Source organism: Mycobacterium sp. SM1 (genome assembly GCF_018361265.1).
Lineage (GTDB): Bacteria > Actinomycetota > Actinomycetes > Mycobacteriales > Mycobacteriaceae > Mycobacterium.
The window spans coordinates 1,929,863-1,956,386 of the sequence record NZ_JAFLNH010000001.1; the positions used below are offsets into that span (position 1 = coordinate 1,929,863).

Here is a 26,524-nt window from a genome sequence, read left to right on the forward strand (position 1 = left end):
GGGCGACCCTGGGACGCTCACCGTGCCACTGCTTGAGACGTGCGGTCACCACGGCACGACGAGCGCCACCCATTCGGTGGCCGGAATCCGGGCCACGGCCCCACGGCGCGGCGCCCCCACCCATCCTGTCGCGGTCCTTGGGCGGGCCTGTCCTCAGGCGGCCCTATCCTTAGGCAGCGTGGGGGATGGCGCCCGGACGGGGATGTGCGTGCACGGCAATGACTGAACGAGAGGGTGAGTCCGTGGCCGAGGGCCCGACCGAAGACCAGCACGAGCATCCCGGAAACCACGAGGGCCAGCGTGACGAGACCAACACGACGCACGGCGCGGTGAACCATCAGCCTCACCGTGGGCCCGACGATGTGCCCGCCGGGCAGCAGAGCAGGGTGATGCTGCTCGGTTCCGGTGAACTGAGCCGCGAGCTGGTGATCGCCTTTCAGCGCCTGGGTGCCGAGGTGATCGCCGTCGAGCGATATGGGGGCGCACCCGCACACGGCATAGCCGATCAGTCACTGGTGGTCAACATGACCGACACCGAGGAACTGGCCGCGGCGATCGGGCGGTTGCGACCCAATTTCGTCGTGAGCATGACCGGCGAGGTTGCTACCGACGCGCTGAATGCCGCTGCGGAATTCGGGTTCACCGAGGTTGTTCCCAGCGCCCACGCGGTGCTGCTGAGCGCCGACCGCGAGGGACTGCGGCGGTTGGCCGCCGACGACCTCGGGCTGCCCACCGCGCCGTTCTGGTTCGCCGGATCGCTCGATGAACTCAAGTCGGTGGCCGCCTACGCCGGGTTTCCGCTGTCGGTGACGCCGGTGGCTGCGGAGGCCGGCAAGGCGCGGTCGGTGCTGGCGCGGCCCGACGACATCGAGGCGGCCTGGCAGCGCGCGGTGGCCGCCAGCGGCCAGGGTGCTCACACCAGGGTGCTGGCCGAGACCGTGGTGGAGATCGACTTTCGGGTCACCTTGCTCACCGTGCGCAGCTATGGTCCGGCAGGGCCGGTGATCGAATTCTGCGCACCGATCGGGCACCGCGAGGTCGCCGGCGGCGTGCTGGAATCCTGGCAGCCGCAAGCGTTGAGCGAGGCGGCGATGGGTGTTGCCAAGTCGATCGCGGCGCGTATAGTCAAGGCACTCGGCGGGCGCGGGGTGTTCGGCGTCGAGCTGATGGTCAGTGGCGAAGAGGTGTACTTCTGCGATGTCACCGCGCTCCCATGTGAAAGCGGCCTGGTGACGCTGCGCACCCAGCGGCTATCGGAGTTCGAGCTGGCGGCCCGGGCGACTCTCGGCCTGCCGGTGGACACCATCATGATTTCACCGGGTGCCGCCCAGCTGATCTATGCGGGCGATCAAGTGGGTGCTGCGCGTTCCCACGCGGCCCCGGCCGCGCCAGTCACCCTAGCCGATGTGCTCGCCGTGCCGGAAAGCGATGTTCGGGTGTTCGGTTGTGCGGCGGGCGGGCCCCGCAGGCTTGGCGTCGCGCTGGCCACCGCGCCCGACGTCGGGACGGCCCGGGACCGGGTCCGGCAAGTGTCGGCCGCGCTGCACCGGCTGCGCCAGTCGTGAGCAAAGCTGCCGGCACGATATGCGAGACTCGGGAAAGTGAGTTACGCAGGCGATATCACCCCGGAGCAGGCCTGGAAGCTGCTCTGCGAGCACTCCCGGGCGGTGCTGGTCGACGTGCGCACCGAAGCCGAATGGTGCTACGTCGGTCTGCCCGACCTCTCGAGCCTGGGCCGAGACGTGGTGTGCGTCGAGTGGAACCGCTTCGACGGCTCGCGCAACGAGAACTTCATCGCCGAGTTGTTGGAGCGTGTCCCGGCCACGGAAGACCGGCCGGTGGTGTTTATCTGCCGGTCGGGTCATCGGTCCATCGGTGCCGCCAAGGCCGCAACGGCGGCCGGGATAACCCCCGCGTTCAACGTGCTGGACGGTTTTGAAGGTCATCTCGACGACGCGGGTCATCGCGGCACCACCGGATGGCGGGCGATCGGGTTGCCCTGGAAGCAGTCGTAACGCGCGGCGACGATGCAGAGCGCAGCGATGAGGAGGAGCCGCGCAGATGGCTGGCGGGCGACGATGCAGAGCGCAGCGATGAGGAGGAGCCGCGCAGATGGCTGGCGGGCGACGATGCAGAGCGCAGCGATGAGGAGGAGCCGCGCAGATGGCTGGCGGGCGACGATGCAGAGCGCAGCGATGAGGAGGAGCCGCGCAGATGGCTGGCGGGCGACGATGCAGAGCGCAGCGATGAGGAGGAGCCGCGCAGATGGCTGGCGGGCGACGATGCAGAGCGCAGCGATGAGGAGGAGCCGCGCAGATGGCTGACCCACCTTCGATCCGCACCCCGGCGCCGCTGCCTGGCAGTGTCAGCCAGGCAACTATCGGGGCACGCGGCGGGCTTTTGCGATCCGGGTTCGAAGAAACCGCTGAAGCGATGTATTTGACGTCGGGCTACGTCTACCAATCGGCCGCAGACGCCGAGAAAGCGTTCGCCGGCGAAGTCGACCGTTACGTGTACTCGCGCTACGGCAACCCGACCGTCACGATGTTCGAGGAGCGGCTGCGCCTGCTGGAGGGAGCTCCGGCGGCGTTCGCCACCGCCAGCGGGATGGCCGCGGTGTTTGTTGCGCTGGGCGCCCTGCTGGGTGCCGGTGACCGGCTGGTCGCGGCGCGCAGCCTATTCGGGTCGTGCTTTGTGGTGTGCAACGAGATCCTGCCGCGCTGGGGTGTTGAGACCGTATTCGTCGATGGCGACGACCTATCGCAGTGGGAGCGGGCGCTCTCGGTGCCCACTCAGGCGGTGTTCTTTGAGACCCCGTCCAATCCCATGCAGTCGCTGGTAGACATCGCCGCGGTGACCGAGCTGGCCCACGCCTCCGGGGCGAAAGTGGTGTTGGACAACGTCTTCGCCACTCCTCTTCTACAGCATGGCTTTCCGCTTGGGGTTGACGTAGTGGTGTACTCGGGCACCAAGCACATCGACGGGCAGGGGCGCGTGCTGGGGGGAGCCATCCTCGGCGACAAGGAGTACATTGACGGGCCAGTGCAGAAGCTGATGCGACACACCGGTCCGGCGATAAGCGCTTTCAACGCCTGGATTCTGCTCAAAGGTCTTGAGACACTTGCTATTCGGGTCGAACACTGCAATGCGTCAGCGCAGCGGGTGGCCGAGTACTTGGAGGGGCACCCCGCGGTGAGTTGGGTCCGCTACCCCTACCTACCGTCCCACCCCCAATACGACCTGGCCAAGCGTCAGATGTCCGGAGGTGGGACCGTGGTCACGTTCGCACTTGACGTCCCCGAAAGCGCGGGCAAGCGGCGGGCCTTCGAGGTGCTGGATAAGCTGCGGTTAATCGATATCTCCAACAATCTCGGTGACGCGAAATCACTTATCACCCATCCCGCGACTACGACTCATCGCGCAATGGGCCCGGAGGGGCGCGCCGCGATCGGGCTGGGCGACAACGTGGTCCGTATTTCCATCGGCCTGGAAAGCACCGAGGACCTAATCGCCGACCTCGACCAGGCCTTGCGCTAGCGGCGCCCACCGCAGATCGGCGATTGCCAGGCCGCCGCGCGACGGCTTCCGGCAAAACCGCGATGTCAGCCGGCGCGGACGGGATGGCGCAGGCGCGCACGGAGACGGCCGTTCTCGGCGGCCAGGATGTGGCTATCGGCCGGCTGAGCACAGCCGATTTGTACGTTGGCACCGGCCGATCTACCGTGGGGTGGGCGAACCCAGCCGATAGCGGCCCCCGCTGCGCGAGCGGGCGATCGCGCAGCGTTGACATGGCGGTGGAGGACGGTCGACAGTGGCCCAGACTTCTCGGAAGAGCCATCATCATTGGCCTCAGAATTTCACGGTGGCCCGGGTTCTGCTGTGGCGGTCTGCGAGGTGGCAGCTTTGTCGAGGTTTTGAGGTTGGGGGTAGGCGGCGGCGCCGCGTGTCGTGCGGTGACGCCGGGTCCTTTATCCCGGGGGTGGTTACTCCTTTCTTGGGGTCGAGCGGGCACAGGGGCCTGTGGGTCAGGGTATGGCGCGGACCCTGTTGAGGGCGTCGGCGAATTCTTTTGCCCAGGGCCAGGTTTGGGGGATCCGCAGGATCAGGTAGCGGGATCGTTTGATCAGCCGGGCCGCGGCGTGCAGCAGCCGGTAGCGCAGGGTGGCGGGTTCGGCTTTGGCCAGTGGGCCGTCCAGCAGTAGCAGTCGCATCCAGCACAGCAGGTCGATGGCGATCGCGACGGCGGTGACCCAAGCGGTGTTGATGGCGAACGAGTGTGAGGGCCAGCGGGCCAGGCCGGTGTCTTTGCCGGTGCGGATGAAGCCCTCCACCCGGGCGTGGACGCGGTGGCGGGCTTCTAGTCGCTGGGGTTGTCCACCGGCAGTCGAGGTGGCGAGGACCTGGTAGCGGTAGCCGGCCAGCTGCTCGAACAACGACAACTGGGTGCCGTGTTCGATTTCTTCGCGCCGCACCAGGACGCGCATGCCGGCCGGCCAGCCGACCAGCTGATCCCCTCCGGTGCTGTGGCGCAGCAGCCCGGTCAACTCGGCGACCTGGGCGTCGTCGCGGGCCGCCCCGGTGGCATCCAGCGCGGCTTGCCATCCCGCATCGGGCATCTGGCCGATCGCGACCCGGACCCGCTCATCGAGGTCGAATCCGACCGAGTAGCCCACCGACATCCCCGGCCGGGCATTGAGTTTCTCCAGGTGTTCGACGACGGCGTGGCTTGAACCCGCGCCGTCGATGGTGACCAGCAACTTGCGGCGCCACGTGGCCGGGATCGCCGCGATCGCGGCGTCGATGATCGCGATATGATCGGCCGCGGTGTTCGAGCCGGCGTTGCCGGGACGGGCGATCACCGCCAGCAGTTCGCCGGTGTTGTCACACCACGCCAACAGCGGGTGGAAGCCAAACCCGCCTTTGAAATTGCCTGCGGCGTGCTGCTTATCGCTGTGCGACTGAATCAGCGAGGCGTCGATGCGGATCACGATCGTGTCCCCGAGGTCCCCATAGCAGGTCTGCGAAGCCGGGATCGCACCGTGGCGGGCCTCGATCGCCTCCCACACCCGAGAGCGGACCTTGTTGCGCACGGCCGTGACCTCGGTGATGCTCTGCTTGTCGATCTCGCCCAGGGACCGCCACATCGTCGGAACCGACGCCACCGCCTCAAACAACCGGTGCTGATCGCGCAGCACCGCGGTGCCGGCCAGGTTCTGTGCTCCGCCCGCGATCGATACCGCCACATCGCGCAACACCGCGCCTCGGTCGTGGGTGACTTCTGGGCGCGACAGCACCGACGACAAACCGCTGGTCAAACCCAGATTGTCGGCCAGCAACCGGGGTATCACGTTACCGGCGTGCCCGACCACGTCGTCGCCACGGACCTCAACTCGGACATTCTTCGACCAACCCGTAGTATCCTGCATCTGACAGGTGCACTCCCATCCTGGATAACCGTGCCTCGAATACTCCGATTATCCTTGCGGTAGTGCACCTTTCACGTTAGCGACACCCCTGAGCTCCACATTCGATGAAAAATCCAGGTTGGCGCCGACCGGCGAGGGGTAACGGTTCGCATCGCAACGCAATCGCGACTCGCTTGGCAAATGCCAGGGTTACCGTTCTGGGCCAATTATGGTCAGCTTGTGTACCGTCGAACGGTCCTGAAGCTACCGTTGTTGCTGGCAGCAGGCACTGCGATGACCCAATTACCTCGCGCCTCCGGGGAACCGGGCCGGTGGTCGCCTGATCGCGCCCACCGCTGGTATCAGGCGCAAGGCTGGCGTGTCGGCGCCAATTACATACCCTCGAACGCCATCAACCAGCTGGAGATGTTTCAGGCCGGCACCTATGACCCCCGGCGCATCGATACCGAGTTGGGCTGGGCCCGGTTCCATGGTCTTAACACCGTGCGGGTGTTCCTTCATGATCAGCTATGGGCCCAGGATCGCCGTGGCTTTCAAACCCGTCTCGCGCAGTTCGTCGGCATCGCAGCCCGTCACCGCATCAAACCACTTTTTGTGTTGTTCGACTCCTGCTGGGATCCGTTCCCCAGGCCCGGCCCACAGCGCGCGCCAAAGCCCGGCATACACAACTCCGGCTGGGTGCAGAGCCCCGGCGCTGAACGCATCGCCGATCGCAGCTATACCCGTGTGCTGTATGACTATGTCACGGGAATATTGAGCCAATTTCGCAATGACGATCGCGTTTTAGCCTGGGATCTATGGAACGAGCCCGACAACCCCGCGCGGGTGTACCACGAGGTCGAGCGCAAAGACAAACAGGAGCGTGTCGCCGATCTGTTTCCCCAGGTGGTCCGCTGGGCGCGTTCGGTTAATCCCAGCCAACCGTTAACAAGCGCTGTGTGGCAAGGTAATTGGGCAGATCCCGAGAACCGCAGCACTATTAGCGCGCTTCAGCTCGACAACTCCGATGTCATCACCTTTCACTGCTATGGTGAACCGGCGGCGTTTGAGTCCCGGATCAGCGAGCTTTCCCCGCTGGGCCGGCCGATCCTCTGCACCGAGTACATGGCCCGGACCCTGGGCAGCACGGTTGACGGAATCCTGCCAATCGCAAAGCGCTACAACGTAAGTGCTCTGAACTGGGGGCTGGTCGCTGGGAAGACCCAGACCTATTTCCCTTGGGACTCGTGGGATCATCCGTATTCGACGATCCCGGACGTGTGGTTCCACGATCTGCTACGTCCCGATGGACGCCCTTTTCAGGACAGCGAAGTTCAGACGATCAAAACCCTCAGCGCCCAGCCGGCATAGCCGTGTGATCGCCCGGAGCGTCCAGCGCGTCCAGCGTCGGCTCCTTTAGGCGGGCACCACCGCGGTGTCGTTGTCTTCGGGAAGATCATGCCGGACGGCGCGCACCCTGCCGCCGGGCAGGCACACCGCGTAACCGCGGTATTTGCCGTATAACTCCCATGCGATTCGATGAGCATCGCTGTACACGTCAATCTGGTGGCCGGTCGAGAACTCGAGGTGCAGATGGCCGTTTTCAGTGCAGGTGGCCCGCGTGCAGGTGGCTCCTGCGAAATCCAGCAGGGGCCGCTGGCGGCCGGGAAGGTTGCCGGGATCGATAATCACCTGCTCGACCGGGTGCAGTCCCACGGGGGGCAGGGTAAGCAGCAGCGATCCGGAAATGACGAGTTGGTTGTGATCGCCCAGGCTGAGCACCAGTCCGTCCCGGAGCGTGATGCGCTGGACGGCGTGTCCTTCGATCCACTGGTTGAGCATGACTCGTCCTCCGGCCTGTCATTCGCGCGCGATACCGTCAGTATCGCTACGATACTAGCAGTCTTGTTCGCGTCCGTAATGTCCGAAACGGCCGAAACGGCCGAAATGTCCGTGATCCCGTAATCCGGGGGACCCCGGCGGGCTTGGCGAGCAGGGTGGGGCCGATTAGCTAGCCGCACGCGGCACATCGCCGCGCGCCGTCATCCGGCGGTCAAGGCGGTTAGGGCGGTTAGGGCGAAGCCCGGCTAGAGATAGATGTCGAGCAGCACCGCCCCGGTGAGCGCCACGGGGAGAACCGGCAGAGCAAACGCGAACGCCGCCCATGGGAACCGGCGTGCACGACGCAGCCGCCAGCCCCACATCCCGGCCGCGAGCGCAAGCGCACCCGAAAGGGCCAACACGTCCAGGCTCCAGCGGCTCGCCGTCGTGGTCGCCTCGCCGATTGAAAAGGCCACCAGCCAGCCGATGTAGCCGACGACCATTCCGCCGGCAACGCTTGCGGCGGTCTCGCCACGAATCATGAGAAGCCCGCTCAGAAGTTGATCATATGGCCGAGCAGACCATGAAAGCACTCCTGCAGCGCCTCCGACATGGTCGGGTGGGTATGCACGTTGCGCGCCAGCTCGTTTGCCGTCAGATCCCACTTCTGCGCCAGCGTGAGCTCCGGCAGCAGCTCGGAAACGTCGTGACCGATCAGGTGACCACCCAGCAATTCACTGTGGGTGGCGTCGCCCACCAGCTTGACGAAACCACTGGGGTCACCCATGCCGTGCGCCTTGGCGTTGGCCGTCAACGGGAACTTGGCGACCTTCACGTCGTAGCCTTCGTCTCGGGCCTGCTGTTCGGTGAGCCCGAAGCTGGCGACCTGCGGCTGGCAGAACGTCGCGCGGGGCATCATTCGGTAGTCGCCGAGCGGTAGTGTCTCTGCGCCGGCAATGGTTTCGGCAGCCACCACGCCCTGCGCCTCGGCGACGTGGGCGAGCTGGCACAAACCGGTGACATCACCGATCGCATAGATGTGGCTGACGTTGGTGCGCATGTACTCGTCGACGCCGATCCCGCCGCGCTCGTCTAGCCGCACCCCGGCAGCCTGCAGGCCGTAGCCGTCGACGTTGGGCGCGAAACCAATTGCCTGCAGCACTTTGTCGGCCTTGAGCTCGTCGGTTCGGCCGTCCGTGCTGACCCGCACCGTCACTTGCGAACCATTGTCGCTGATGCCTTCCACCTTGGTCCCGGTGAGCATTTTGACGCCCAGCTTCTTGAACTGCTTCTCGATCTCCCGGGAGACCTCGGCGTCCTCGATGGGCAGCGCCCGGGGCATAAACTCCACAATGGTGACATCGACGCCGTAGTTGGTCAGCACGTAGCCGAATTCCATGCCGATGGCGCCGGCGCCGGCGATGATGATCGATCCGGGCAGCTCCCGGGACAAGATCAGCTCTTCGTAGGTGAGGACGTTCTGCGACACGGAGGTGCCCGGCACCAGCCGGGCGCTGCTGCCGGTGGCGATGATGGCGTTGTCGAAGGTGACGGTGTCGGTGCCGCCGCCATTGAGGTCCACCGAGAGGGTATGCGGGTCGCTGAACCGGCCGTATCCGTGGATCTCGGTGATCTTGTTCTTCTTCATCAGGAAGTGCACGCCGGCGACGCGGCCCTCGGCCACCTTGCGGCTGCGGTCGTAGGCGACGCCGTAGTCGAAGGTAGCCTGACCGCTGATCCCGAACGTCGCGGCCTGCTTGGTGAAGATATGCACGAGCTCGGCGTTGCGCAGCAGCGCCTTGGAGGGGATGCAGCCGACGTTGAGGCAGACGCCGCCCCAATATTTGGGCTCGACGACTGCGGTGTTCAGCCCGAGCTGGGCGGCCCGAATGGCCGCGACGTACCCGCCGGGGCCGGCTCCGAGGACGACGACGTCATAATGAGTCACGGCCCCTACCCTAATGGGCGCCGGCAATCGGGAGCCAAGGTCGTGATCTCGGCCCGATCGCAGCCGTAGCTGCTGTCTCGCGAAAAAACACCGCCAACGCCGCTCAGGAGGGAATGACTCCCACCAGGCAGTGGGAAACATGGCGGCAGAAGTAGTAGCCGTAAAGCGGAGCCGCTGCGGCGACCGACGCGAACACCGCCGACATCAGCGCGATGGCCAGCGCCGCGAGCAGCGGCCTGTCGGGCACCATCGCCAGCATCAGGCCCGTGACTGTGCAGACCACGACGTAGGCCAGCACGGCGAACACGGCCGGCCTCTTGTCGATCGAGTGGTACCACCAGTAGAACAAGCAAAGCCCGATCACGGCCGCCGCGATCCACACGCCGGCGAGCACCAGAACCAATTTCCACCACTTCAAGTAGTGGTAGCGGCCGGGTACAACGACCGGCTGCGCCGGCAGCGGAATCGGCCCGGACGGAAATCTCGGCGACATTGGCGCGCTGGGCGTCCACTGCTCCTGCGGGGTGATGGCGGGCGTCCCGGCGGGCTCGGGCTTTTGATGCTTGGGACGCGGCGGTTCCCCCCGGGCAGGCGGCGTCGCTGGCTGCCCGCCGTCCGGTGGCACGGGTGGTTGCGGCCATGCACCGGTGTCGAAGGCCGGGGTGTAGGGCTCGGTTTTCGGCAGCGACTCCTCGTCAGGCACCGCACACCGCCTGGATCGTGACGAGCACACCAAACCACCCGGGCGCAACAGCCAGCGCGAATGCCCCCAGCGCGGTGATCCACCGGCGCCGGGAAAACAGGATCAACAGCAGCCCGACGCCCACCGGCACACCGGCTACCAGCGCGATAACGGCATCCGGCCGCACCCGCGCCGGCACCAGCACGGTGGCCGCGCTTCCGGCTACCCACCCGGCCGCAAGGCCGACCACCATTGCGGCGCTAAGCAACCAAGAACGGGGCAGCGGGATCACGGTGTTCGACCTTACTGCTGCTTTCGGGGATCAGCGCGGCACCGCTGCGGCGTGCCCCCGGCGGCTGGGCCGGGGCCGGCCGCGCGGGAACCGGCCGCACCCGCAACAGCCGCTGCGGCGACAATGGGCTCATGCCCGGTGACGCAGCTGAGGACCCCTATCTGTGGCTCGAGGACATCACCGGCGAGGAGGCGCTGGATTGGGTGCGTGCGCACAACGCGCGGACGGTGGCCGAGTTCTGCGACGGCGGCGCCGACGAGTTCGAGCGGATGCGCGCCGAGGCGCTGGAGGTGCTCGACACCGACGCCCGCATCCCCTATGTCCGCCGCCGCGGCGAGTTCCTCTACAACTTCTGGCGTGACGCCACCCATCCTCGCGGGCTGTGGCGGCGCACCACCCTGGACAGTTACCGCCGCGACGTTCCGGACTGGGCGGTGCTCATCGACGTCGACGCGCTCGCGAGGGCCGACGGCGAGAACTGGGTGTGGGCCGGAGCCAGCGTCATCGAACCCGAGTACACCCGCGCGCTGATCGGCCTGTCCCGCGGCGGATCGGATGCCGCTGTGGTACGCGAATTCGACATGCTGACAGGCCAATTCGTTCCCGAGGGGTTCGTGTTGCCGGAAGCCAAGACCCGCATCAGCTGGGCCGATCCCGACACCGTGCTGGTGGGCACCGATTTCGGCGACGGCTCGCTGACCGACTCCGGGTACCCGCGGATAGTCAAGCGATGGCGACGCGGTCAGCCACTGGCCAGCGCCGAGACAGTGTTTGAAGGGGCAGCGAGCGACGTCGTGGTGGCGGCGTCGGTGGATCGCACACCCGGCTTCGAACGCACCCTGATCCGCCGCGCCCTGGACTTCTTCAACGACGAGGTTTACCAGTTACGCGGCCCCGAACTGATCCGCCTCGACGCCCCCACCGACGCCACGGTGTCGGTGCATCGGCAGTGGCTGCTGATCGAGCTGCGCACCGACTGGCTCACCGGTTCCGCCCGCTATCCGGCGGGTTCGCTGCTGGCGGCTAACTACGACGAGTTTCTTTCCGGTACCGCACAGTTGACGGTGGTGTTCGAACCCGACGAGCACACCTGCCTGCATCAGTACGCGTGGACTCGTGACCGGCTGATCATTGTCACGCTGGCCGATGTGGCCAGCCGCGTCGAGATCGTCACGCCCGGCGGCTGGGACCGCAGAGCCGTCTCGGACATCCCGGCGGCGACCAACACGGTGATCGCCGCCGCCGACGACACCGGCGACGAGTTTTTTCTCGACAGCAGTGGCTTTGATACACCATCATGTTTGCTGCGCGGCGCGGGGGATGGGCCGCTGGAACCCGTCAAGTCCGCCCCGGAGTTCTTCGACAGCGAAAATCTCTATGTTGCGCAGTATTTCGCTACGTCCATGGACGGCACGGCGATCCCGTATTTCGTGGTGCGGCCCCGTGACGCGATCGGACCCGGCCCCACGCTGCTGGACGGCTACGGCGGGTTCGAGGTAGCCCGCACGCCGGGGTATGACGGCGTGCTGGGCCGGCTGTGGCTGGGCCGCGGCGGCACCTATGCGTTGGCCAATATCCGGGGCGGCGGTGAGTACGGGCCGCGCTGGCATACCCAGGCGATGCGTGCGGGCCGGCACAAGGTTGCCGAAGACTTCGCCGCGGTGGCAGCCGATTTGGTGGACCGCGGCATCACGACCGTGGAACAGCTCGGAGCACAGGGCGCCAGCAACGGTGGGCTGCTGATGGGTATCATGCTGACCAAATACCCCCAGCTGTTCGGGGCGCTGGTGTGCCACGTGCCGCTGCTGGATATGCGCCGCTTCCATCTGCTGTCGGCGGGGGCGTCGTGGGTGGCCGAATACGGCGATCCGGACAATCCGGCCGATTGGGCATTCATCGCCGAGTACTCGCCGTATCAGAACGTTTCCGCGGATCGCCACTACCCCCCGGTGCTGATCACCACCTCCACCCGAGATGATCGGGTGCATCCGGGGCATGCCCGCAAAATGACGGCCGCCCTGCACGCCGCGGGGCATCGGGTGTGGTACTACGAGAACATCGAAGGCGGGCATGCCGGCGCCGCGGACAATGCGCAGATCGCCTTTAAATCGGCGCTGAGCTTTCGGTTTTTGTGGCGCATGCTGACCGTTTCGCGGGCCGGCACGGTCGCACCGGGCTAAACCCGGCTAAAGCGGTCTAAGGCGGCGGTCTAAGGCGGCGGTCTAAGGCGGGCTAAACCGGCCTAAACCGCTCTTAGCCCCTCTTAGCCCGGGGTTGCGAACTGTTGCGTGTTGAGTGTAGTTAAGTGTGCGTAAGTGTGTTTGAATTGGTGTTGTGAATCTGGCGGATTGGGCCGAATCGGTTGGGGTGAACCGGCATACGGCTTATCGCTGGTTTCGGGAGGGAACGCTGCCAGTGCCCGCGGAGCGGGTGGGCCGGCTGATTCTGGTGCGCGCGACGCCGGCCGGCGGCGGCGCGGCGGACAGTGTGATGATCTATGCCCGGGTGTCCAGCCATGATCAGCGCGCCGATTTGGATCGCCAGGCGGCCCGGTTGACGGCGTGGGTGACCGAGCGGGATCTGACGGTGGGGCAGGTCGTTACCGAGGTCGGGTCGGGGCTGACCGGCAAACGCCCGAAGCTGCGCCGGATCTTGTCGGACCCGGATGCGAAGGTCATTGTTGTGGAGCATCGCGACCGGTTGGCCCGCTTGGGGGTGAAGCATCTGGAGGCGGCGTTGGCTGCGCAGGGCCGCCGGATCGCGGTGGCCGATCCCGGGGAGACCACCGATGATCTGGTGCGCGACATGATCGAGGCCCTCACGTCGATGTGCGCCCGGCTGTGTGGGCGGCGCGGGGCACGGAACCGGGCGATGCGCGCGCTGACGGCCGCTAAACAGGGACCGGGCCGGGCGGCATGATCGTCGGGATGCGCACCCGGGCGCAGGCCGCGAAGGTGGCCGCGGCCACCGGCGGGGCGCATCTGGCGGGCAAGCCGAAACCCGATGGGACGCCGACGTGGTCCCGGTATGTCGATATCGGCGCAGACTTTCAGGCGCACCGGGCGGCGGTGGAGTCGGTGTCGGTGTTGTTCGACCTGTATGACGGCGACGCCGAGGGCTGCGCCCAGACGGGTTCGCCCGGTGCGCTGTTGCCCACCGGGTGGACGGTGACAGCAGCCAAGTTTGAGGTCGAATGGCCCATAGAGCCGGATCGGGCCGGGTTGGTGCGCTCGCATTTCGGCGCGCGGCGCAAGGCGTTCAACTGGGGCCTGGCCCAAGTGAAAGCCGACCTGGACGCCAAAGCTGCCGATCCAGGCCACGAGCCGGTGGGCTGGGACCTGGGTTCGCTGCGGTGGGCGTGGAACCGCGCCAAAGACATGGTCGCGCCGTGGTGGGCCGAGAATTCCAAAGAGGCCTACTCCTCAGGGCTGGCCGATCTGGCGCGGGCGCTGCAGAACTGGTCGGCCAGCCGCAACGGCACACGGCGAGGTCGCCGTGTGGGCTTTCCGCGTTTCAAATCCGCGCGCCGCGACGCCGGCAGAGTACGTTTCACCACCGAAACCATGCGAGTCGAGGACGATCGGCGCACCATCACCGTGCCGGTGATCGGGCCGCTGCGATCCAAGGAGAACACCCGCCGGGTGCAACGTCATGTCGCTTCCGGGCGGGCCCGCATTCTGAGCGTGACGCTGTCGCAGCGGTGGGGCCGGTTGTTCGTCTCGATCGGCTACGCGCTGCGCACACCGGCCACCGCGCCCACGGTGGCCTCGCCGACCGTGGTCGCCGGCATCGACCTCGGGGTGCGCGCTTTGGCCACCGTCGCCACCCTCGACACCGCCACCGGCGAGCAGACCATTACCGAGTATCCGAATCCGGTCCCGCTGAAAGCCACCCTGGCGGCGCGGCGGCGGGCCGGGCGTGAACTTTCCCGCCGCATCCCCGGATCGCGCGGCCACCGGGCAGCGAAAGCCAAGCTGACCCGCCTGGATCGCCGGTGCGTGCACCTGCGGCGGCAAGCCGCCCATCGGCTCACCACCGAGCTGGCCGGCGGCTATGGCCACATCGTGATCGAAGACCTCGACGTGGCCGCCATGAAACGCGGCATGGGACGACGCGCCTACCGGCGCGCCGTCTGCGATGCGGCGATGGGTTCGATCAGGCCGATGCTGGCCTACAAAACCGCCCGCCACGGCGCGGTGCTCACGGTGGCGGATCGCTGGTTCCCATCCAGCCAGATCCATCACGGCTGCGCCCAACCCGACGGCACCGCGTGCCGGCTGATCGGCAAAGGGCGCATCGACAAGCTGCTGGTGTGTCCGCGCACCGGCGACATCGTCGACCGTGATCGCAACGCCGCGCTTAATCTCCGTGACTGGCCGGATCACGCCAGTTGTGGTCCAGTCGGGACCACGGCCCCACCGGTACCCGGGCCAACCGCATCGGTTGGCACAGGCCATGGCGCGGACACCGGAACATCCGGTGCCGGCGGAGCATCCGTAAGACCCCGCCCACGCGGGGCCGGATGCGGAGAGGCCAAAACCCAAACCCCGCAAGGGGACGCCGCATGAGCGTGCAACTCAAACACACTCAACGGCAACGGTTAAGCCTGGGTTAAGCCGATCCTAAACCCGGCCTGAACCTGGGCTAAACCCGTCCCGGGTTCGCTTGGGCAAACTCGTAGCTTGCGGGCGCTACCGCAGCCACCCGCGGGCGGGCGGGCCGGGTGCGCACGCGCTCCGGCCACCAGAACCAGCGGCCGAGCAGGGCGGCGACGGACGGCGTCATAAACGAGCGCACCACCAAGGTGTCGAACAGCAGGCCCATCCCGATGGTGGTGCCGACCTGGCCGATGACGCGCAGATCGCTGACCACCATGGCCATCATGGTGAACGCGAACACCAGGCCCGCCGAGGTGACCACCGACCCGCTGCCGCCCATCGCGCGGATGATGCCGGTTTTCAGCCCGGCGTGGATCTCCTCTTTGAATCGCGCCACCAGCAGCAGGTTGTAGTCCGAGCCGACAGCCAACAAGATGATGACCGACATCGCCAGCACCATCCAGTGCACGTCGAGCCCGACGAGGTGCTGCCAGATCAGTACCGACAGGCCGAAAGCGCTTCCCAGCGAGAGCAACACGGTGCCGACGATGACGGCGGCAGCGATAACGCTGCGGGTGATCACCAGCATGACGATGAAAATCAAACACAGCGCGGAGATTCCGGCGATGATCAGGTCGTACATGGCCCCGGTGGACATGTCTCGGTAGATGGGCGCGGTGCCACCGAGGTATATTTTGGAGCCTTCCAGCGGGGTCGCCTTGATGGCCTCGTGCACGGCGTGTTTCATCGGTTCGACGCGCGAGATGCCCTCGGGGGACGCGGGGTCGTCCTCGTGGAAAATGATCATCCGCACCGCGTGCCCGTCCGGTGACAGGAACATCTTGATACCGCGCTGGAAATCCGGGTTGGTGAAGGCTTCCGGAGGCAGGTAAAACGAGTCGTCGTTTTTCGCCTTGTCGAAAGCGTGGCCCATCGCCGACTGGTTTTCCATCATCGCCTTCATCTGGTTTTGCAAGCCGCCCATGGTTTGCTGCATGGTCAGCGTGTAGGTCCGCATCGTCTTCATGGTGGCGATCATCGGGGGCAGCAGCGTGAGCATCTGCGGCATCAGCGAATCCAGCCGATCCATGTCCGGTAGCAGATTCTGAAAGTCATCGGTCATCGTGTCGACACCGTCGACCGCGTCGAAGATCGACCGCAGCGCCCAGCAGATGGGAATGTCATAGCAGTGCTTTTCCCAGTAAAAGTAGCTGCGGATCGGCCGAAAGAAATCGTCGAAGTTGGCGATTTCATCCCTTAAGTCCTGGATGTCAGCGAACATGCCGTGCATCTTGGTGTCCATGCTGTGGGTGGTGGCGGCCATCTCGCGCATCAGGGCCAGCATTTTCTCCATCGTGTCGATCATTCGCTGCATGTCATCAGCCATCTTCAGCATGTCGTTCATGCGGTCGAGCATGTACTGCATGTTCAGTTGCTGGGTGGTGCCCTGCATGCTGATCGCAAATGGGATCGACGCGTGATCGATTGGGGTTCCCAGTGGCCGGGTGATGGCCTGCACGCGTCCGATGCCAGCCACCCGGAAGACCGCCTTGGCCACTTTGTCGATGACCAGGAAATCCGCCGGATTGCGCATGTCGTGATCGGCTTCGAGGAGCAGCAAATCCGGGTTCATCCGGGCCTGGGAGAAGTGCCGGTCGGCGGCGGCGTATCCCAGGTTTGCGGGGATGTCGGCCGGCATATAGTCCCGGTTGTCGTAGCCGGGCCGGTAGCTGGGCAGCGTGATCAGGCCGACCAGCGCGACCGCCACCGTCGCGGCCAGCACCGGAAGCGGCCACCGCACGACCGCCGCACCGATTTTTCGCCATCCCCGGATGCGCATCGCCCGCTTGGGCTCCAGCAAGCCGAAACGGCTGGCCACCACCACGACGGCCGCCCCCAGCGTGAGGGCGGCGAAAACCACGACGAGCATGCCGATCGCCAGCGGGACGCCCAGGGTCTGGAAGTAGGGCAGCCGGGTGAAGCGCAAGCAGAAGGTCGCGCCGGCGATCGTCAGGCCCGAGCCGAGGATCACATGGCCCGTTCCGCGATACATCGTGTAAAACGCGGACTCCCGATCCTGGCCGAGCGTGCGGGCTTCCTGATAGCGGCCGAACAGAAAGATCGCGTAGTCCGTCGAGGCGGCGATGGCCAGCATCACCAGCAAGTTGGTGGCGAACGTGGAGAGCCCGATGATCTTGTAGTAGCCCAGGAACGCCACCACGCCGCGCGCCGCCGCCAACTCCAGGAAGACCATCGCCATGACCAGGGCGACGGTGGCGACCGACCGGTAGACGAACAGCAGCATGACGATGATCACCACAAAGGTGAGCCCGGTGATGAGCTTCAGGCTGCGATCGCCGGCGATACGCTGATCGGCCAGCAGCGGGGCCGCCCCGGTCACATAGGCTTTCACGCCCGGCGGCGCCGGGGTGGTGTTGACGATGTGTTGCACCGCCGCGACGGATTCGTTGGCCAGACTCTCCCCCTGATTGCCGGCCAGATACACCTGCACATAGGCCGCCTTGCCGTCGGGGCTCTGCGACCCCGCCGCGGTCAGTGGATCGCTCCAGAAGTCCTGGACGTTTTCGACATGTTTGGTGTCCGCCCTGAACTGGGCCACCAACTTGTCGTAGAAGCGGTGTGCCGCGTCATCAAGCGGTTGCTGACCTTCCAGCACGATCATGGCCGAACTGTCGGATTTGAACTCGTGGAAGTCCTGCCCGACACGCTTCATCGCGATCATCGACGGCGCGTCCTGGGGGCTCATCGACACCGTGCGCATCTGGCCAACCACGTCCAGCTGGGGGACGACGACGTTGAGCAGGGCCGTGACCGCCAGCCAGGCGAGGATGATCGGCACCGCCAGGCGGCGGATCCACCGCGGCAAGCGGGCCCGGACCGCTTCGATCGGCGCCGGGAGAACGTCGGTCGGCGCGTCGCTCGTCGTCGCCGTCATGCGGATTTCACCAAACAGAAGGTCTGGGCATTCACGCCGTTGGAGATCCTTTCATCCTTGACCACACCGTCGACGGTGATGCGGCAGCCGATGGTGTCGCTGCGGCCCTGCGCCACAATGATGGGGCTCACCGCCGGATCGGTGGTCGACAATTGCAGCGACCACGGCAACGGCGCGCTGTCCACGCGCTGCGGTGTGGCGTTGAGGTCCAGGTAATTGATGTCCGCCACCGCGCCGGTGGGGCCGAAGATCTCATAGATCACCACCTTGGGCCGAAACGGCTTGGTGTCTTCGAACCTGACCGACGAGCCTCCGGCGTTGCCATGCGCACCGAAGTAGCCATGGACGCGATACACGGTAAACCCGCCGATAGCGACGACCGCCACGATCAGCAACGGCATCCACACCCGTTTGAGAACGCCAAGCATCACACCCTCGCTTTTTGTCGCTGCCTTTGGTAGTCGGCGATGAATTTCGTTCTGCCGCTTCCCGTCGCGTCAGCGCACGAAGTCAACGGCCGGCTTTACGGCGCTACCCAATCACCGGCGTCCCTCGAATGGTCCGGGACATCAGCCGTGCCGCTCAGACGCTGTGCCGCCGGGATTTGCTGAGGTGATTCGACTACCGAAACGCGTCAGCCCGTTGGTTTCTGGCCCTGAGCCCGGTCTCCTGCCATGTCCACCGTCCTCCTTAACCGCTGACGCATAGATTAGCTGATCTAATGTGTTGGCGCTATAGGGTCATCGGGGTAGCGCCGGTTATGTCGAACGGCCACCGGGAAGGGACGGCGGTGAGGGCACCAACGGAAGTCGTCGTCGAGGCCGCAATTTCGGCCGCGATTCAGGGTGCATCCCCGATTGCCGCAGCCTGCCCAGCGCCACGCCGGACAACCCCAGCACGGTGAGCACCCCGCCGGCGGTTAGCGTGAGGCCGAGCCACTGGTGCAGGCCGGCCTCGGCGTGGCCGACCATGACCCCGGCAATCTCGCGGACGTTGCCAGCGGCGTGGTTGAGTGCATGGTCGACGTGGCGGCGCGCGACCGCGACGGCCATCCAGTCGCCCGCTCCCGCCACCAGCGCCGAGACGCCGAGGGCGGCCAACGCGCTCCAGCGGCGGCGGGCGGCGACCAGCGTCAGCAGCGCGCCGGTAGCGCCGAGCGCCGCCGCACCGATGCTCACCCGCGGACCCCAGCTGGTGAGTGCTCGTAATCGGTTATGCTGCAACGCGTTTAGGTGGCCAATAGTCAGCGGAGCAGTCATTGTCCCCGGCACCTGCACGTCGAAGTCACTCAAGAGCTGCTGAAACGGCGTGTCGTCGACCATGGGGGTCAGATCGAGCACCCAAGAATCGGCGTTACCGGCGGCCGCTGGACCGCCGAACAACCGATCGTGCGCTGCCCTGTTCGCCTGGGCGAACTTCGGTGCAAACGACGGGCCGGCGGTGTATGCGCTGGCCACGTCGTGCACCAGCGAGCTGTCGCCGGTGTGGCCGCCATGGGCGATGAGCGCTGTTACCCGACTTGTTAGCTCAGATGCCATGGTGGACTGCAGAGTTGGATCGCCGGCGGCTTTCCGGGCCAGCGCGGCGTAGCCGTCGGCATCGATCAGGTTGAGCTGCGCCCAGGTCGCGGGGATTGCCACCGCCAGTGCCGCCGCGGTGACCAGCCACAGCATCACCGTAACCGTGAATCGCACGTCGCCTCCCCCGGGACGGCCGTGTCGGGCGCTGTCTCCCCTAAAAAACCTACTCGGCAACCCGGCGGGCCCCGCGGGTGCCCGCCGGGCTCACCCTGGCCGGTGCTGTCAGGGGCCTACCCGGGGGTTGTCAACTGTTGCGGCGTGGGTGGTCGGTAGTTGTCGGTGGTGTGCTGTAGGAACAGGGGTGTGAATCTTGCGGTGTGGGCTGAGCGCAACGGTGTTGCGCGGGTGGCCGCGTATCGCTGGTTCCACGCCGGGCTGTTGCCGGTGCCGGCGCGGCGAGTGGGTCGGCTGATTCTGGTGGATGAGCCGATCGGCGCGGCTGGCCGAAGATCACGCACGACCGTGTACGCGCGGGTGTCCTCGGCCGATCAGAAGGCTGATTTGGATCGGCTGGTGGCGCGGGTGACCGCGTGGGCCACCGCCCAACAGATCCCGGTCGACACGGTGGTGGCCGGGGTTGGTTGCGCGCTCAACGGGCACCGCCGGAAGTTTCTCGCCGTACTGGGTGACCCGACGGTGAGTCGGATCGTGGTCGAGCGCCGGGATCGGTTCTGCCGGTTCGGCTCGGAGTACGTGCAGGCGGCGCTGGGCGCCCAGGGCCGTGAGCTGGTGGTGGTCGATTCCGCTGAGGTCGATGAGGACCCGGTGGGCGATATGAGCGAGATCCTCACCAGTATGTGCGCTCGGTTGTCTGGCAAACGCGCTGCGCAGAACGGGGCCAAGCGCGCGCTGGCGGCCGCGGCGTCCGATGCGGTGGAGGTGGCCTGAGATGCCGCGTTTCGAGGTGCCCGACGGCTGGTGTGTGCAGGCGTTCTGTTTCACCCTGGACCCGAACGGGGACCAGGCCCGCGCGCTGGCGCGGCATTTCGGGGCCCGCCGCAAGGCCTACACCTGGGCCGTCGCCACGCTGAAAGCCGATATCCGGGCGTGGCACGCCGCCGGTGTTAAGACCGCGAGGCCCTCGCTGCGGGTGTTGCGGAAACGCTGGAATCAGGTCAAAGACGAGGTGTGCGTCAACGCCGAGACGGGCCAGCCGTGGTGGCCCGAATGCTCGAAAGAGGCCTATGCCGATGGCATCGCCGGCGCGGTGGACGCCTACTGGAACTGGCAGAGCTCCCGATCGGGCAAACGCGACGGCAAGCCGATGGGCTTCCCCCGGTTGAAGAAGAAAAGACGCGACGCCGAGCGGGTGACGTTCACCACCGGGGTGATGCGCGTCGAACCCGACCGCCGGCATGTCGCCTTGCCGCTGATCGGCACCGTCCGCACCCATGAGAGCACCCGCCGCATCGAGCGCCTCATCGCCAAGGGCCGCGCGCGGGTGCTGGCGATCAGCGTGCGCCGCAACGGCACTCGACTCGACGCGAGCGTGCGGGTGCTGGTGCAGCGGCCGATTCAGCCCGGCGTGGCGCTGCCCGAGTCGCGGGTCGGTGTCGACGTCGGGGCGCGCCGGCTGGCGACCGTGGCCAGCGCCGGCGGCGGCGTGATCGAACAGGTGGCTAACCCGCGCCCGCTTGAGGCGGCGCTTCGCGAATTACGGCGGGTGTCGCGGGCCCGTTCACGCTGTGTGAAAGGCTCCCGCCGGTATCGTGAGCGCACCACGCAGATGCCTCGGCTGTATCGCCGGGTCAACGATGTCCGCACTCATCACCTGCACGTCCTGACAACACGATTGGCCAAAACCCACGGCCGGGTCGTGCTGGAGGGATTAGACGCCGCCGGGATGCTGCGGCAAAAGGACCTGCCGGGGGCTCGCGCCCGGCGGCGGGGACTATCCGATGCCGCCCTGGGCACACCACGGCGGCACCTGGCCTACAAAACGGGCTGGTACGGGTCGCAGTTGGTGGTGGCCAACCGGTGGTTCCCGTCGTCGAAAACCTGCCACCTTTGTGGGCATGTCCAGGACATCGGATGGGACGAAAAGTGGCAATGTGCCACGTGTTTGGCGGTCCATCAGCGCGATGACAACGCCGCGATCAACCTCGCGCGCTACGAGGAAACCATTAGCGTCGTCGGCCCAGTTGGGGCCGCCGTCAAGCGTGGAGCCGACCGTAAGACCCGGCCTGGCCGGGCAGGTGGCCGTGAAGCGCGGAAGGGACGCGGCCGCAAGGCCGCCGAACAACCCCGAGACGGGGTGCAAGTCGCGTGACCACTAAAGATCACTCACTTGCAACGGCTATCACGGAGCTATGCCACGCACGTAGGCGGCCTGGCCCAGGTGCTGGGCGCAGTCGTCGATGATGCTGACCAGCCGCACACTGGCGGTCACCGGCGGGTCCCAGCGGCGGTCCACAATGCGCGATAGCTCCTCGACGGTCACGCCGGCGATGTACTCCAGCGTGAGCTTGTGCACCCCATGGTAATAGCCCGACAGCAGCTCAGCCGGTGCCCGCACCTTCGCGACGTCTTCGGCGCTGTGCCCGTAACCGCTGTCGTCGCGCGGCAAATCCAGGCCGAATCGATCAACCCAGCCGTCGCGGGTCCACACCTGCTCGACCCCCGCGATATCGGCGACCTGGATGTCCTGCACCCGCGCGCTGTGCCAGATGAGCCATGCAATGCTGTTGGCGCTCGGCGTGGGCCGATAGCCAGACACCTCGGCGGTCAGCCCGTCGGTGAGGTCATCGACATGCTCGATCAGCCGAGTGAACGCGTCGCGAAGCAACTCCCGGGCGGCGGCGGCGTCGGTGCTGGACATACCGGCGACATTACGGGCCACCGGCGTTGCGTGGAAGAGGGCGGCACGGTGTTCCGGTCGGGGTGGGCCTGAGGGCTCTCGGCGATGCCAGCACGCCGTAGATTATCTGGGGTGAGCTATGACTTGGTGATCCGCAACGGCAGGATTGTCGACGGGTTGGGAGGCGAGCCGTACCTCGGCGACGTCGCGGTTCGCGATGGCGTCATCGCGGGCATCGGCACGATCGACGGCGCTGCGGCCCGGGAGATCGACGCGACCGGGCTGCTGGTCACCCCCGGCTTCGTCGACTTGCACACACACTATGACGGTCAGTCGATCTGGTCGGATCGCTTGACTCCGTCGTCGGCGCACGGGGTGACGACGGTGGTGATGGGCAACTGCGGGGTGGGTTTTGCGCCGTGCCGCAACCAGGACCACGACGTGCTGGTGGACGTGATGGCCGGTGTCGAAGACATTCCCGGCGCGGTGATGACCGACGGTCTGCCGTGGACCTGGGAGACCTTCCCCGAATACCTCGAGGCGCTGGACGCGCGCAAACGCGATATCGACGTGGCCGTCTATCTGCCGCACTCCCCGCTGCGGGTTTACGTGATGGGGCAGCGCGGCGCCGACCGCGAGCCGGCGACCGCCGAGGATCTCGCGCGGATGCGGGCGCTGGCCACGGAGGCGATGCAGGCCGGCGCCCTGGGTTTCGCGTCGTCGCGGCTGATGATCCACAAGACCGCCAGCGGCTCGGCGATCCCGAGTTATGACGCCGCCCGCGAGGAGATCCTCGAGATCGCCAAGGGCGTCGCCGACGGCGGTGGCGGGTTGATCCAGTTCGTACCCGATATCCCCGCCGGCGGTTACCAGCCGGTGCTGCAGCAGGTGTTCGACGTCGCCGAGGAGGTCGGCCTGCCGGTCACCTTCACGCTGGCCATCGCCAACGCCGGAGAGCCAGCGTGGCCGGACGCCATCGCCATGATCGAGAAGGCCAACAAAAACGCGGGTGCTGACACCCGCTTTACCGCGCAGTTGCTGCCGCGTCCGATCGGGCTGGTGCTCGGGCTGGAACTGTCCGCCCACCCGTTCGTGCTCTACCCGAGCTACCGTGAGATCGCGCACCTGCCGCTGGCGCGGCGCGTCGCCGAGATGCGCAAACCCGAGGTGCGAGCCCGCATTTTGGCCGACACGCCCGGTGAGGGCCACCCGCTGCAGTATCTGGCACAGGCCTGGGACTGGATCTTCCCGTTGGGCGATGAGCCCAACTACGAGCCTCGCCCGTCCGACAGCATCGCTGCCCGCGCCCGTGCCCGCGGGGTGCGCCCGATCGAGGAGGCCTACGACCGGCTGCTCGACGATGACGGGAACGCGATGCTGCTGGTCGCCGTGGGCAATTTCGTGAACTACTCGCTGGACACCGTCGGCGAGCTGCTGCACCGCGACGACGTGGTGCTCGGCCTGGGCGACGGCGGCGCGCACTATGGCATGATCTGCGACGCCAGCTTCCCGACGTACTGGCTCACGCACTGGGCGCGCGACCGGGCATCCGGCCGGTTTTCGGTGCCGGCGGCGATCCGCGAGCTCACCTCGGTGCCGGCCCGCATCGCCGGGCTGGGCGATCGCGGGCGCATCGCCGTCGGCTACAAGGCCGATCTGAATGTCATCGACCACGCCCGGCTGCGACTGCACAAGCCGGTCATCACCTACGACCTGCCCGCCGGTGGCCGCCGGCTCGACCAGACCGCCGACGGCTACCGCGCGACGGTCGTCTCCGGTCAGGTCATCGCCGAAAACGGGGTTCCCACCGACGCCCGTCCCGGCAGGCTGATCCGCGGCCGACGCTGACCCGCTGGCGTTCCGCGGCGCCGTTGCGGCGCCGCGGCGCGCAATCCGCCCGCGCGCTGGGCGAAGCCGAACTTTCCCAGAGGCGAATACAGTTATCCCATGAGCGCGCAGGTAGATCTCGAGCGGCTGGCCGGCGCATTGGGCAACTACAGCTTTGCCTATCTCATCACCGTCAACGACGACTGGCGGGTGCGCGCGGTGGAAGTCGAGCCGGTATTTGACGGGCGGTTGTTGGACATCGGGCCGATAGGCGGACATACCCGCGAGAATTTGTCGCGGCTCGGCACCGCTACCTTGGTGTGGCCGCCGCGCCACCCGGGCGATTACTCGCTGATCGTCGACGCCGACACCGAGACCGCCGTCGACGCCGATGCCGTCACACCGGTGCGGATGGTGCCCACTCGCGCGCTCTTGCACCGCCCGCTGGCTGGCGACGAACCGACGTGTGCGAGCAGACACGCCTACGACTGCGTGGTATTTAAGGCATCCCCGTCGTCGACCTCCTACTGAAGTCTGAAGTGATGAGCAAGCAACGAAAAAGCCCGGCCCTTTGGGGCCGGGCTTTTTCGTTGCGTCCGGGCCGCGCCGCGGCCGGGGGAGGAGCCGGACTCAGAAGTCCATGTCGCCCATGCCGCCACCGCCGCCCGGCGTGGCAGCCTTCTCCTTCTCCGGCTTGTCGGCCACGACGGCCTCGGTCGTCAGGAACAGCCCCGCGATGGAGGCCGCGTTCTGCAGCGCCGAGCGGGTGACCTTGACCGGGTCGGCGACACCGGCGGCCAGCAGGTCTTCGTAGACGCCGGTCTGCGCGTTCAGGCCGTGACCGGCCGGAAGGTTGCGCACCTTCTCGGCCACCACCCCGGGCTCCAGGCCCGAGTTGAACGCGATCTGCTTCAGCGGAGCCTCCAGCGCCACCTTGACGATGTTGACACCGGTGGCCTCGTCGCCCTCGAGCTTGAGCTCGTCCAGCGTGGGCGCCGCTTGCAACAGCGTCACCCCGCCGCCAGCGACAATGCCCTCCTCGACCGCGGCCTTGGCGTTGCGGACCGCGTCTTCGATGCGGTGCTTGCGCTCTTTGAGCTCCACCTCGGTGGCCGCCCCCGCCTTGATCACCGCGACGCCGCCGGCCAGCTTGGCCAGCCGCTCCTGCAGCTTCTCGCGGTCGTAGTCGGAGTCGCTTTTCTCGATCTCCTGGCGGATCTGGGCCACCCGCCCGGCGATGGCCTCCGGGTCGCCGGCGCCCTCGACGATGGTGGTCTCGTCCTTGGTGACGACAACCTTGCGGGCCCTGCCGAGCAGACTCAAATCGGCGTTCTCCAGCGTGAGACCAACCTCTTCGCTGATCACCTGACCGCCGGTGAGGATCGCCATGTCCTGCAGCATCGCCTTGCGGCGGTCACCGAAGCCCGGAGCTTTCACCGCCACCGACTTGAAGGTGCCGCGGATCTTGTTGACGACCAGCGTCGACAGCGCCTCGCCCTCGACGTCCTCGGCGATGACCAGCAGCGGCTTGCCGGACTGGATGACTTTCTCCAGCAGCGGCAGCAGATCCTTGATGGCCGACACCTTGGAGCTGACCAGCAGGATGTAGGGCTCCTCCAGAACGGCTTCCTGGCGCTCGGGGTCGGTGACGAAGTAGCCGGAGATGTAGCCCTTGTCAAAGCGCATACCCTCGGTGAGCTCAAGCTGCAGGCCGAAAGTGTTGGACTCTTCGACGGTGATCACACCCTCGTTGCCGACCTTGTCCATCGCCTCGGCGATCAGGTCGCCAATCGCCTGGTCACCCGCGGAGATGGCCGCGGTGGCCGCGATCTGCTCCTTGGTCTCGACTTCCTTTGCGCCCTTGAGCAGCGTCTCGGTGACCTTCTCGACAGCTTGCTCGATGCCGCGCTTGAGGGCCAGCGGATTAGCGCCGGCAGCGACGTTGCGCAGACCCTCCTTGACCAGCGCCTGAGCCAGCACCGTGGCCGTCGTCGTGCCGTCCCCGGCGACGTCGTCGGTCTTTTTGGCGACTTCCTTGACCAGCTCGGCGCCGATCTTCTCGTAGGGGTCCTCCAGTTCAATCTCCTTGGCGATCGACACGCCATCGTTGGTAATCGTGGGGGCGCCCCACTTCTTTTCCAGGACGACGTTGCGGCCCTTGGGCCCCAGCGTCACCCGTACCGCGTCGGCGAGGCTGTTAAGGCCCCGCTCGAGGCCACGGCGGGCCTCCTCGTCGTACGCAATTATCTTGGCCATTGCGAAGTGCTTCCTCCGGATCGCGGATGACACGTCTGTGGCCGGGCGCAGTGCCCGCGACGGACGACCGCAGCTGAGCTGGATCTCACCGTCCCGACCTAGCACTCACAGGTCGCGAGTGCCAACTGCATTCTTAGCACTCGACCATGACGAGTGCAAGAACGTGTCGGCTCGGGACGGCTGGGCGACGCCAGGCGGGCCGGACGGGTCCGGCCGCGGCCCGGAGCCGGGGCACTGCGACAGCCGACACGATCCGCTCGTCCGGGTCGCGTTGCTCAGGGACCGTCCACCAGTCAGGCTCACACCGCACTCTCGGACTGAACCAACGGCCGCCCGAAAACCGGCGGTGGCGAACACGGCTA

The 26,524-nt window shown here is 66.6% G+C and carries 23 protein-coding genes; 11 read left to right on the forward strand and 12 right to left on the reverse strand.

From position 1 onward, the window contains the following. Positions 1-242 precede the first annotated feature (242 nt). Both purT and MSM1_RS08835 read left to right on the forward strand, forming a co-directional pair. A complete protein-coding gene (purT, locus tag MSM1_RS08830) occupies positions 243-1,565 on the forward strand; it encodes a formate-dependent phosphoribosylglycinamide formyltransferase (RefSeq protein WP_374101698.1) in 1,323 nt (440 codons plus the stop codon). Between the two features lie 36 nt (positions 1,566-1,601). Next, positions 1,602-2,015 carry a rhodanese-like domain-containing protein gene (locus MSM1_RS08835; RefSeq protein WP_213441093.1) on the forward strand — a complete coding sequence of 138 codons (414 nt, stop codon included), beginning with the start codon at positions 1,602-1,604 and terminating at the stop codon, positions 2,013-2,015. Here the strand turns inward: MSM1_RS08835 and MSM1_RS08840 are convergent. Beyond that, the gene (locus MSM1_RS08840; protein ID WP_213441094.1) at positions 1,961-2,329 is read right to left on the reverse strand and encodes a hypothetical protein; all 369 of its coding nucleotides are present in this window, start codon (positions 2,327-2,329) and stop codon (positions 1,961-1,963) included. The two genes, MSM1_RS08835 and MSM1_RS08840, sit on opposite strands and share 55 nt — an antisense overlap. Here MSM1_RS08840 and MSM1_RS08845 point away from each other — a divergent pair. Beyond that, the gene (locus MSM1_RS08845) at positions 2,317-3,537 is read left to right on the forward strand and encodes an O-succinylhomoserine sulfhydrylase (RefSeq protein WP_213441095.1); all 1,221 of its coding nucleotides are present in this window, start codon (positions 2,317-2,319) and stop codon (positions 3,535-3,537) included. The two genes, MSM1_RS08840 and MSM1_RS08845, sit on opposite strands and share 13 nt — an antisense overlap. A 488-nt stretch (positions 3,538-4,025) precedes the next feature. Here the strand turns inward: MSM1_RS08845 and MSM1_RS08850 are convergent, their stop codons facing one another. Further along, entirely contained in the window at positions 4,026-5,426 is a 1,401-nt protein-coding gene (locus MSM1_RS08850; RefSeq protein WP_213439993.1) for an IS1380 family transposase, read from the reverse strand. Between the two features lie 219 nt (positions 5,427-5,645). Here MSM1_RS08850 and MSM1_RS08855 point away from each other — a divergent pair, with 219 nt between their 5' ends. Then, complete coding sequence (locus MSM1_RS08855) at positions 5,646-6,776, forward strand: cellulase family glycosylhydrolase (RefSeq protein WP_213441096.1); 1,131 nt, start codon at positions 5,646-5,648, stop codon at positions 6,774-6,776. A gap of 45 nt (positions 6,777-6,821) precedes the next feature. On the opposite strand, the gene MSM1_RS08860 is transcribed toward MSM1_RS08855, so the two are convergent. From MSM1_RS08860 to MSM1_RS08880, 5 genes are all read right to left on the reverse strand, one after another. Next, positions 6,822-7,247 (reverse strand): DUF6188 family protein, encoded by a 426-nt coding sequence (locus MSM1_RS08860; protein ID WP_213441097.1) that lies wholly within the window; start codon positions 7,245-7,247, stop codon positions 6,822-6,824. 245 nt (positions 7,248-7,492) lie between these two features. Next, positions 7,493-7,729, reverse strand: coding sequence for a hypothetical protein (locus tag MSM1_RS08865; protein ID WP_374101673.1), 237 nt, complete (start codon positions 7,727-7,729; stop codon positions 7,493-7,495). 50 nt (positions 7,730-7,779) lie between these two features. Next, positions 7,780-9,174: a dihydrolipoyl dehydrogenase gene (lpdA, locus tag MSM1_RS08870; RefSeq protein WP_213441099.1), complete on the reverse strand. Its 1,395-nt coding sequence runs from the start codon at positions 9,172-9,174 to the stop codon at positions 7,780-7,782. Positions 9,175-9,277: 103 nt separating this feature from the next. After that, positions 9,278-9,877 carry a hypothetical protein gene (locus tag MSM1_RS08875; RefSeq protein ID WP_213441100.1) on the reverse strand — a complete coding sequence of 200 codons (600 nt, stop codon included), beginning with the start codon at positions 9,875-9,877 and terminating at the stop codon, positions 9,278-9,280. Continuing rightward, positions 9,870-10,148 (reverse strand): putative holin, encoded by a 279-nt coding sequence (locus tag MSM1_RS08880; protein ID WP_213441101.1) that lies wholly within the window; start codon positions 10,146-10,148, stop codon positions 9,870-9,872. The genes MSM1_RS08875 and MSM1_RS08880 overlap by 8 nt, the downstream gene beginning before the upstream one ends. Before the next feature lie 131 nt (positions 10,149-10,279). Between MSM1_RS08880 and MSM1_RS08885 the strand changes: the two genes are divergently transcribed. The 3 genes from MSM1_RS08885 (at position 10,280) to tnpB (MSM1_RS08895) (ending at position 14,716) form a co-directional block, all read left to right on the forward strand. Continuing rightward, positions 10,280-12,328: a prolyl oligopeptidase family protein gene (locus MSM1_RS08885; protein WP_213441102.1), complete on the forward strand. Its 2,049-nt coding sequence runs from the start codon at positions 10,280-10,282 to the stop codon at positions 12,326-12,328. 154 nt (positions 12,329-12,482) lie between these two features. Next, positions 12,483-13,067: an IS607 family transposase gene (locus MSM1_RS08890; RefSeq protein ID WP_213441103.1), complete on the forward strand. Its 585-nt coding sequence runs from the start codon at positions 12,483-12,485 to the stop codon at positions 13,065-13,067. Further along, positions 13,064-14,716 (forward strand): IS607 family element RNA-guided endonuclease TnpB, encoded by a 1,653-nt coding sequence (gene tnpB / locus MSM1_RS08895; RefSeq protein WP_213441104.1) that lies wholly within the window; start codon positions 13,064-13,066, stop codon positions 14,714-14,716. Before MSM1_RS08890 ends, tnpB (MSM1_RS08895) begins: the two co-directional genes overlap by 4 nt. A gap of 76 nt (positions 14,717-14,792) precedes the next feature. On the opposite strand, the gene MSM1_RS08900 is transcribed toward tnpB (MSM1_RS08895), so the two are convergent. From MSM1_RS08900 to MSM1_RS08910, 3 genes are all read right to left on the reverse strand, one after another. Then, entirely contained in the window at positions 14,793-17,702 is a 2,910-nt protein-coding gene (locus MSM1_RS08900; protein WP_213441105.1) for an RND family transporter, read from the reverse strand. Next, a complete protein-coding gene (locus MSM1_RS08905) occupies positions 17,699-18,130 on the reverse strand; it encodes an MmpS family protein (protein ID WP_213441621.1) in 432 nt (143 codons plus the stop codon). The genes MSM1_RS08900 and MSM1_RS08905 overlap by 4 nt, the downstream gene beginning before the upstream one ends. 330 nt (positions 18,131-18,460) lie before the next feature. Beyond that, positions 18,461-19,396, reverse strand: coding sequence for a hypothetical protein (locus MSM1_RS08910; protein ID WP_307857313.1), 936 nt, complete (start codon positions 19,394-19,396; stop codon positions 18,461-18,463). A 189-nt stretch (positions 19,397-19,585) separates the two neighbouring features. Between MSM1_RS08910 and MSM1_RS08915 the strand changes: the two genes are divergently transcribed. Next, positions 19,586-20,170 carry an IS607 family transposase gene (locus tag MSM1_RS08915; RefSeq protein WP_213441106.1) on the forward strand — a complete coding sequence of 195 codons (585 nt, stop codon included), beginning with the start codon at positions 19,586-19,588 and terminating at the stop codon, positions 20,168-20,170. A gap of 1 nt (position 20,171) precedes the next feature. Continuing rightward, on the forward strand, positions 20,172-21,551 hold the full coding sequence (tnpB, locus tag MSM1_RS08920; protein ID WP_213441107.1) for an IS607 family element RNA-guided endonuclease TnpB: 1,380 nt from the start codon (positions 20,172-20,174) through the stop codon (positions 21,549-21,551). 30 nt (positions 21,552-21,581) lie between these two features. Here the strand turns inward: tnpB (MSM1_RS08920) and MSM1_RS08925 are convergent, their stop codons facing one another. Beyond that, positions 21,582-22,100 (reverse strand): mycothiol transferase, encoded by a 519-nt coding sequence (locus MSM1_RS08925; protein WP_213441108.1) that lies wholly within the window; start codon positions 22,098-22,100, stop codon positions 21,582-21,584. 111 nt (positions 22,101-22,211) lie between these two features. Between MSM1_RS08925 and MSM1_RS08930 the strand changes: the two genes are divergently transcribed. Both MSM1_RS08930 and MSM1_RS08935 read left to right on the forward strand, forming a co-directional pair. Further along, complete coding sequence (locus tag MSM1_RS08930; protein ID WP_213441109.1) at positions 22,212-23,927, forward strand: amidohydrolase family protein; 1,716 nt, start codon at positions 22,212-22,214, stop codon at positions 23,925-23,927. Between the two features lie 99 nt (positions 23,928-24,026). After that, positions 24,027-24,437, forward strand: a complete 411-nt coding sequence (locus tag MSM1_RS08935) for a pyridoxamine 5'-phosphate oxidase family protein (RefSeq protein ID WP_213441110.1) — start codon at positions 24,027-24,029, stop codon at positions 24,435-24,437. A 99-nt stretch (positions 24,438-24,536) separates the two neighbouring features. Here the strand turns inward: MSM1_RS08935 and groL are convergent, their stop codons facing one another. Further along, positions 24,537-26,162, reverse strand: coding sequence for a chaperonin GroEL (gene groL, locus MSM1_RS08940; RefSeq protein WP_213441111.1), 1,626 nt, complete (start codon positions 26,160-26,162; stop codon positions 24,537-24,539). Between the last annotated feature and the right edge of the window lie 362 nt (positions 26,163-26,524).

Coding starts and splice junctions, on each gene's coding strand:
- groL (WP_213441111.1), bottom strand. CDS start 26,162: ATGGCCAAGATAATTGCGTACGACGAGGAGGCCCGCCGTGGCCTCGAG.
- MSM1_RS08865 (WP_374101673.1), bottom strand. CDS start 7,729: ATGGTCGTCGGCTACATCGGCTGGCTGGTGGCCTTTTCAATCGGCGAG.
- MSM1_RS08850 (WP_213439993.1), bottom strand. CDS start 5,426: ATGCAGGATACTACGGGTTGGTCGAAGAATGTCCGAGTTGAGGTCCGT.
- MSM1_RS08885 (WP_213441102.1), top strand. CDS start 10,280: ATGCCCGGTGACGCAGCTGAGGACCCCTATCTGTGGCTCGAGGACATC.
- MSM1_RS08905 (WP_213441621.1), bottom strand. CDS start 18,130: ATGCTTGGCGTTCTCAAACGGGTGTGGATGCCGTTGCTGATCGTGGCG.
- MSM1_RS08860 (WP_213441097.1), bottom strand. CDS start 7,247: ATGCTCAACCAGTGGATCGAAGGACACGCCGTCCAGCGCATCACGCTC.
- tnpB (WP_213441104.1), top strand. CDS start 13,064: ATGATCGTCGGGATGCGCACCCGGGCGCAGGCCGCGAAGGTGGCCGCG.
- MSM1_RS08845 (WP_213441095.1), top strand. CDS start 2,317: ATGGCTGACCCACCTTCGATCCGCACCCCGGCGCCGCTGCCTGGCAGT.
- MSM1_RS08925 (WP_213441108.1), bottom strand. CDS start 22,100: ATGTCCAGCACCGACGCCGCCGCCGCCCGGGAGTTGCTTCGCGACGCG.
- tnpB (WP_213441107.1), top strand. CDS start 20,172: ATGCCGCGTTTCGAGGTGCCCGACGGCTGGTGTGTGCAGGCGTTCTGT.
- MSM1_RS08935 (WP_213441110.1), top strand. CDS start 24,027: ATGAGCGCGCAGGTAGATCTCGAGCGGCTGGCCGGCGCATTGGGCAAC.
- MSM1_RS08900 (WP_213441105.1), bottom strand. CDS start 17,702: ATGACGGCGACGACGAGCGACGCGCCGACCGACGTTCTCCCGGCGCCG.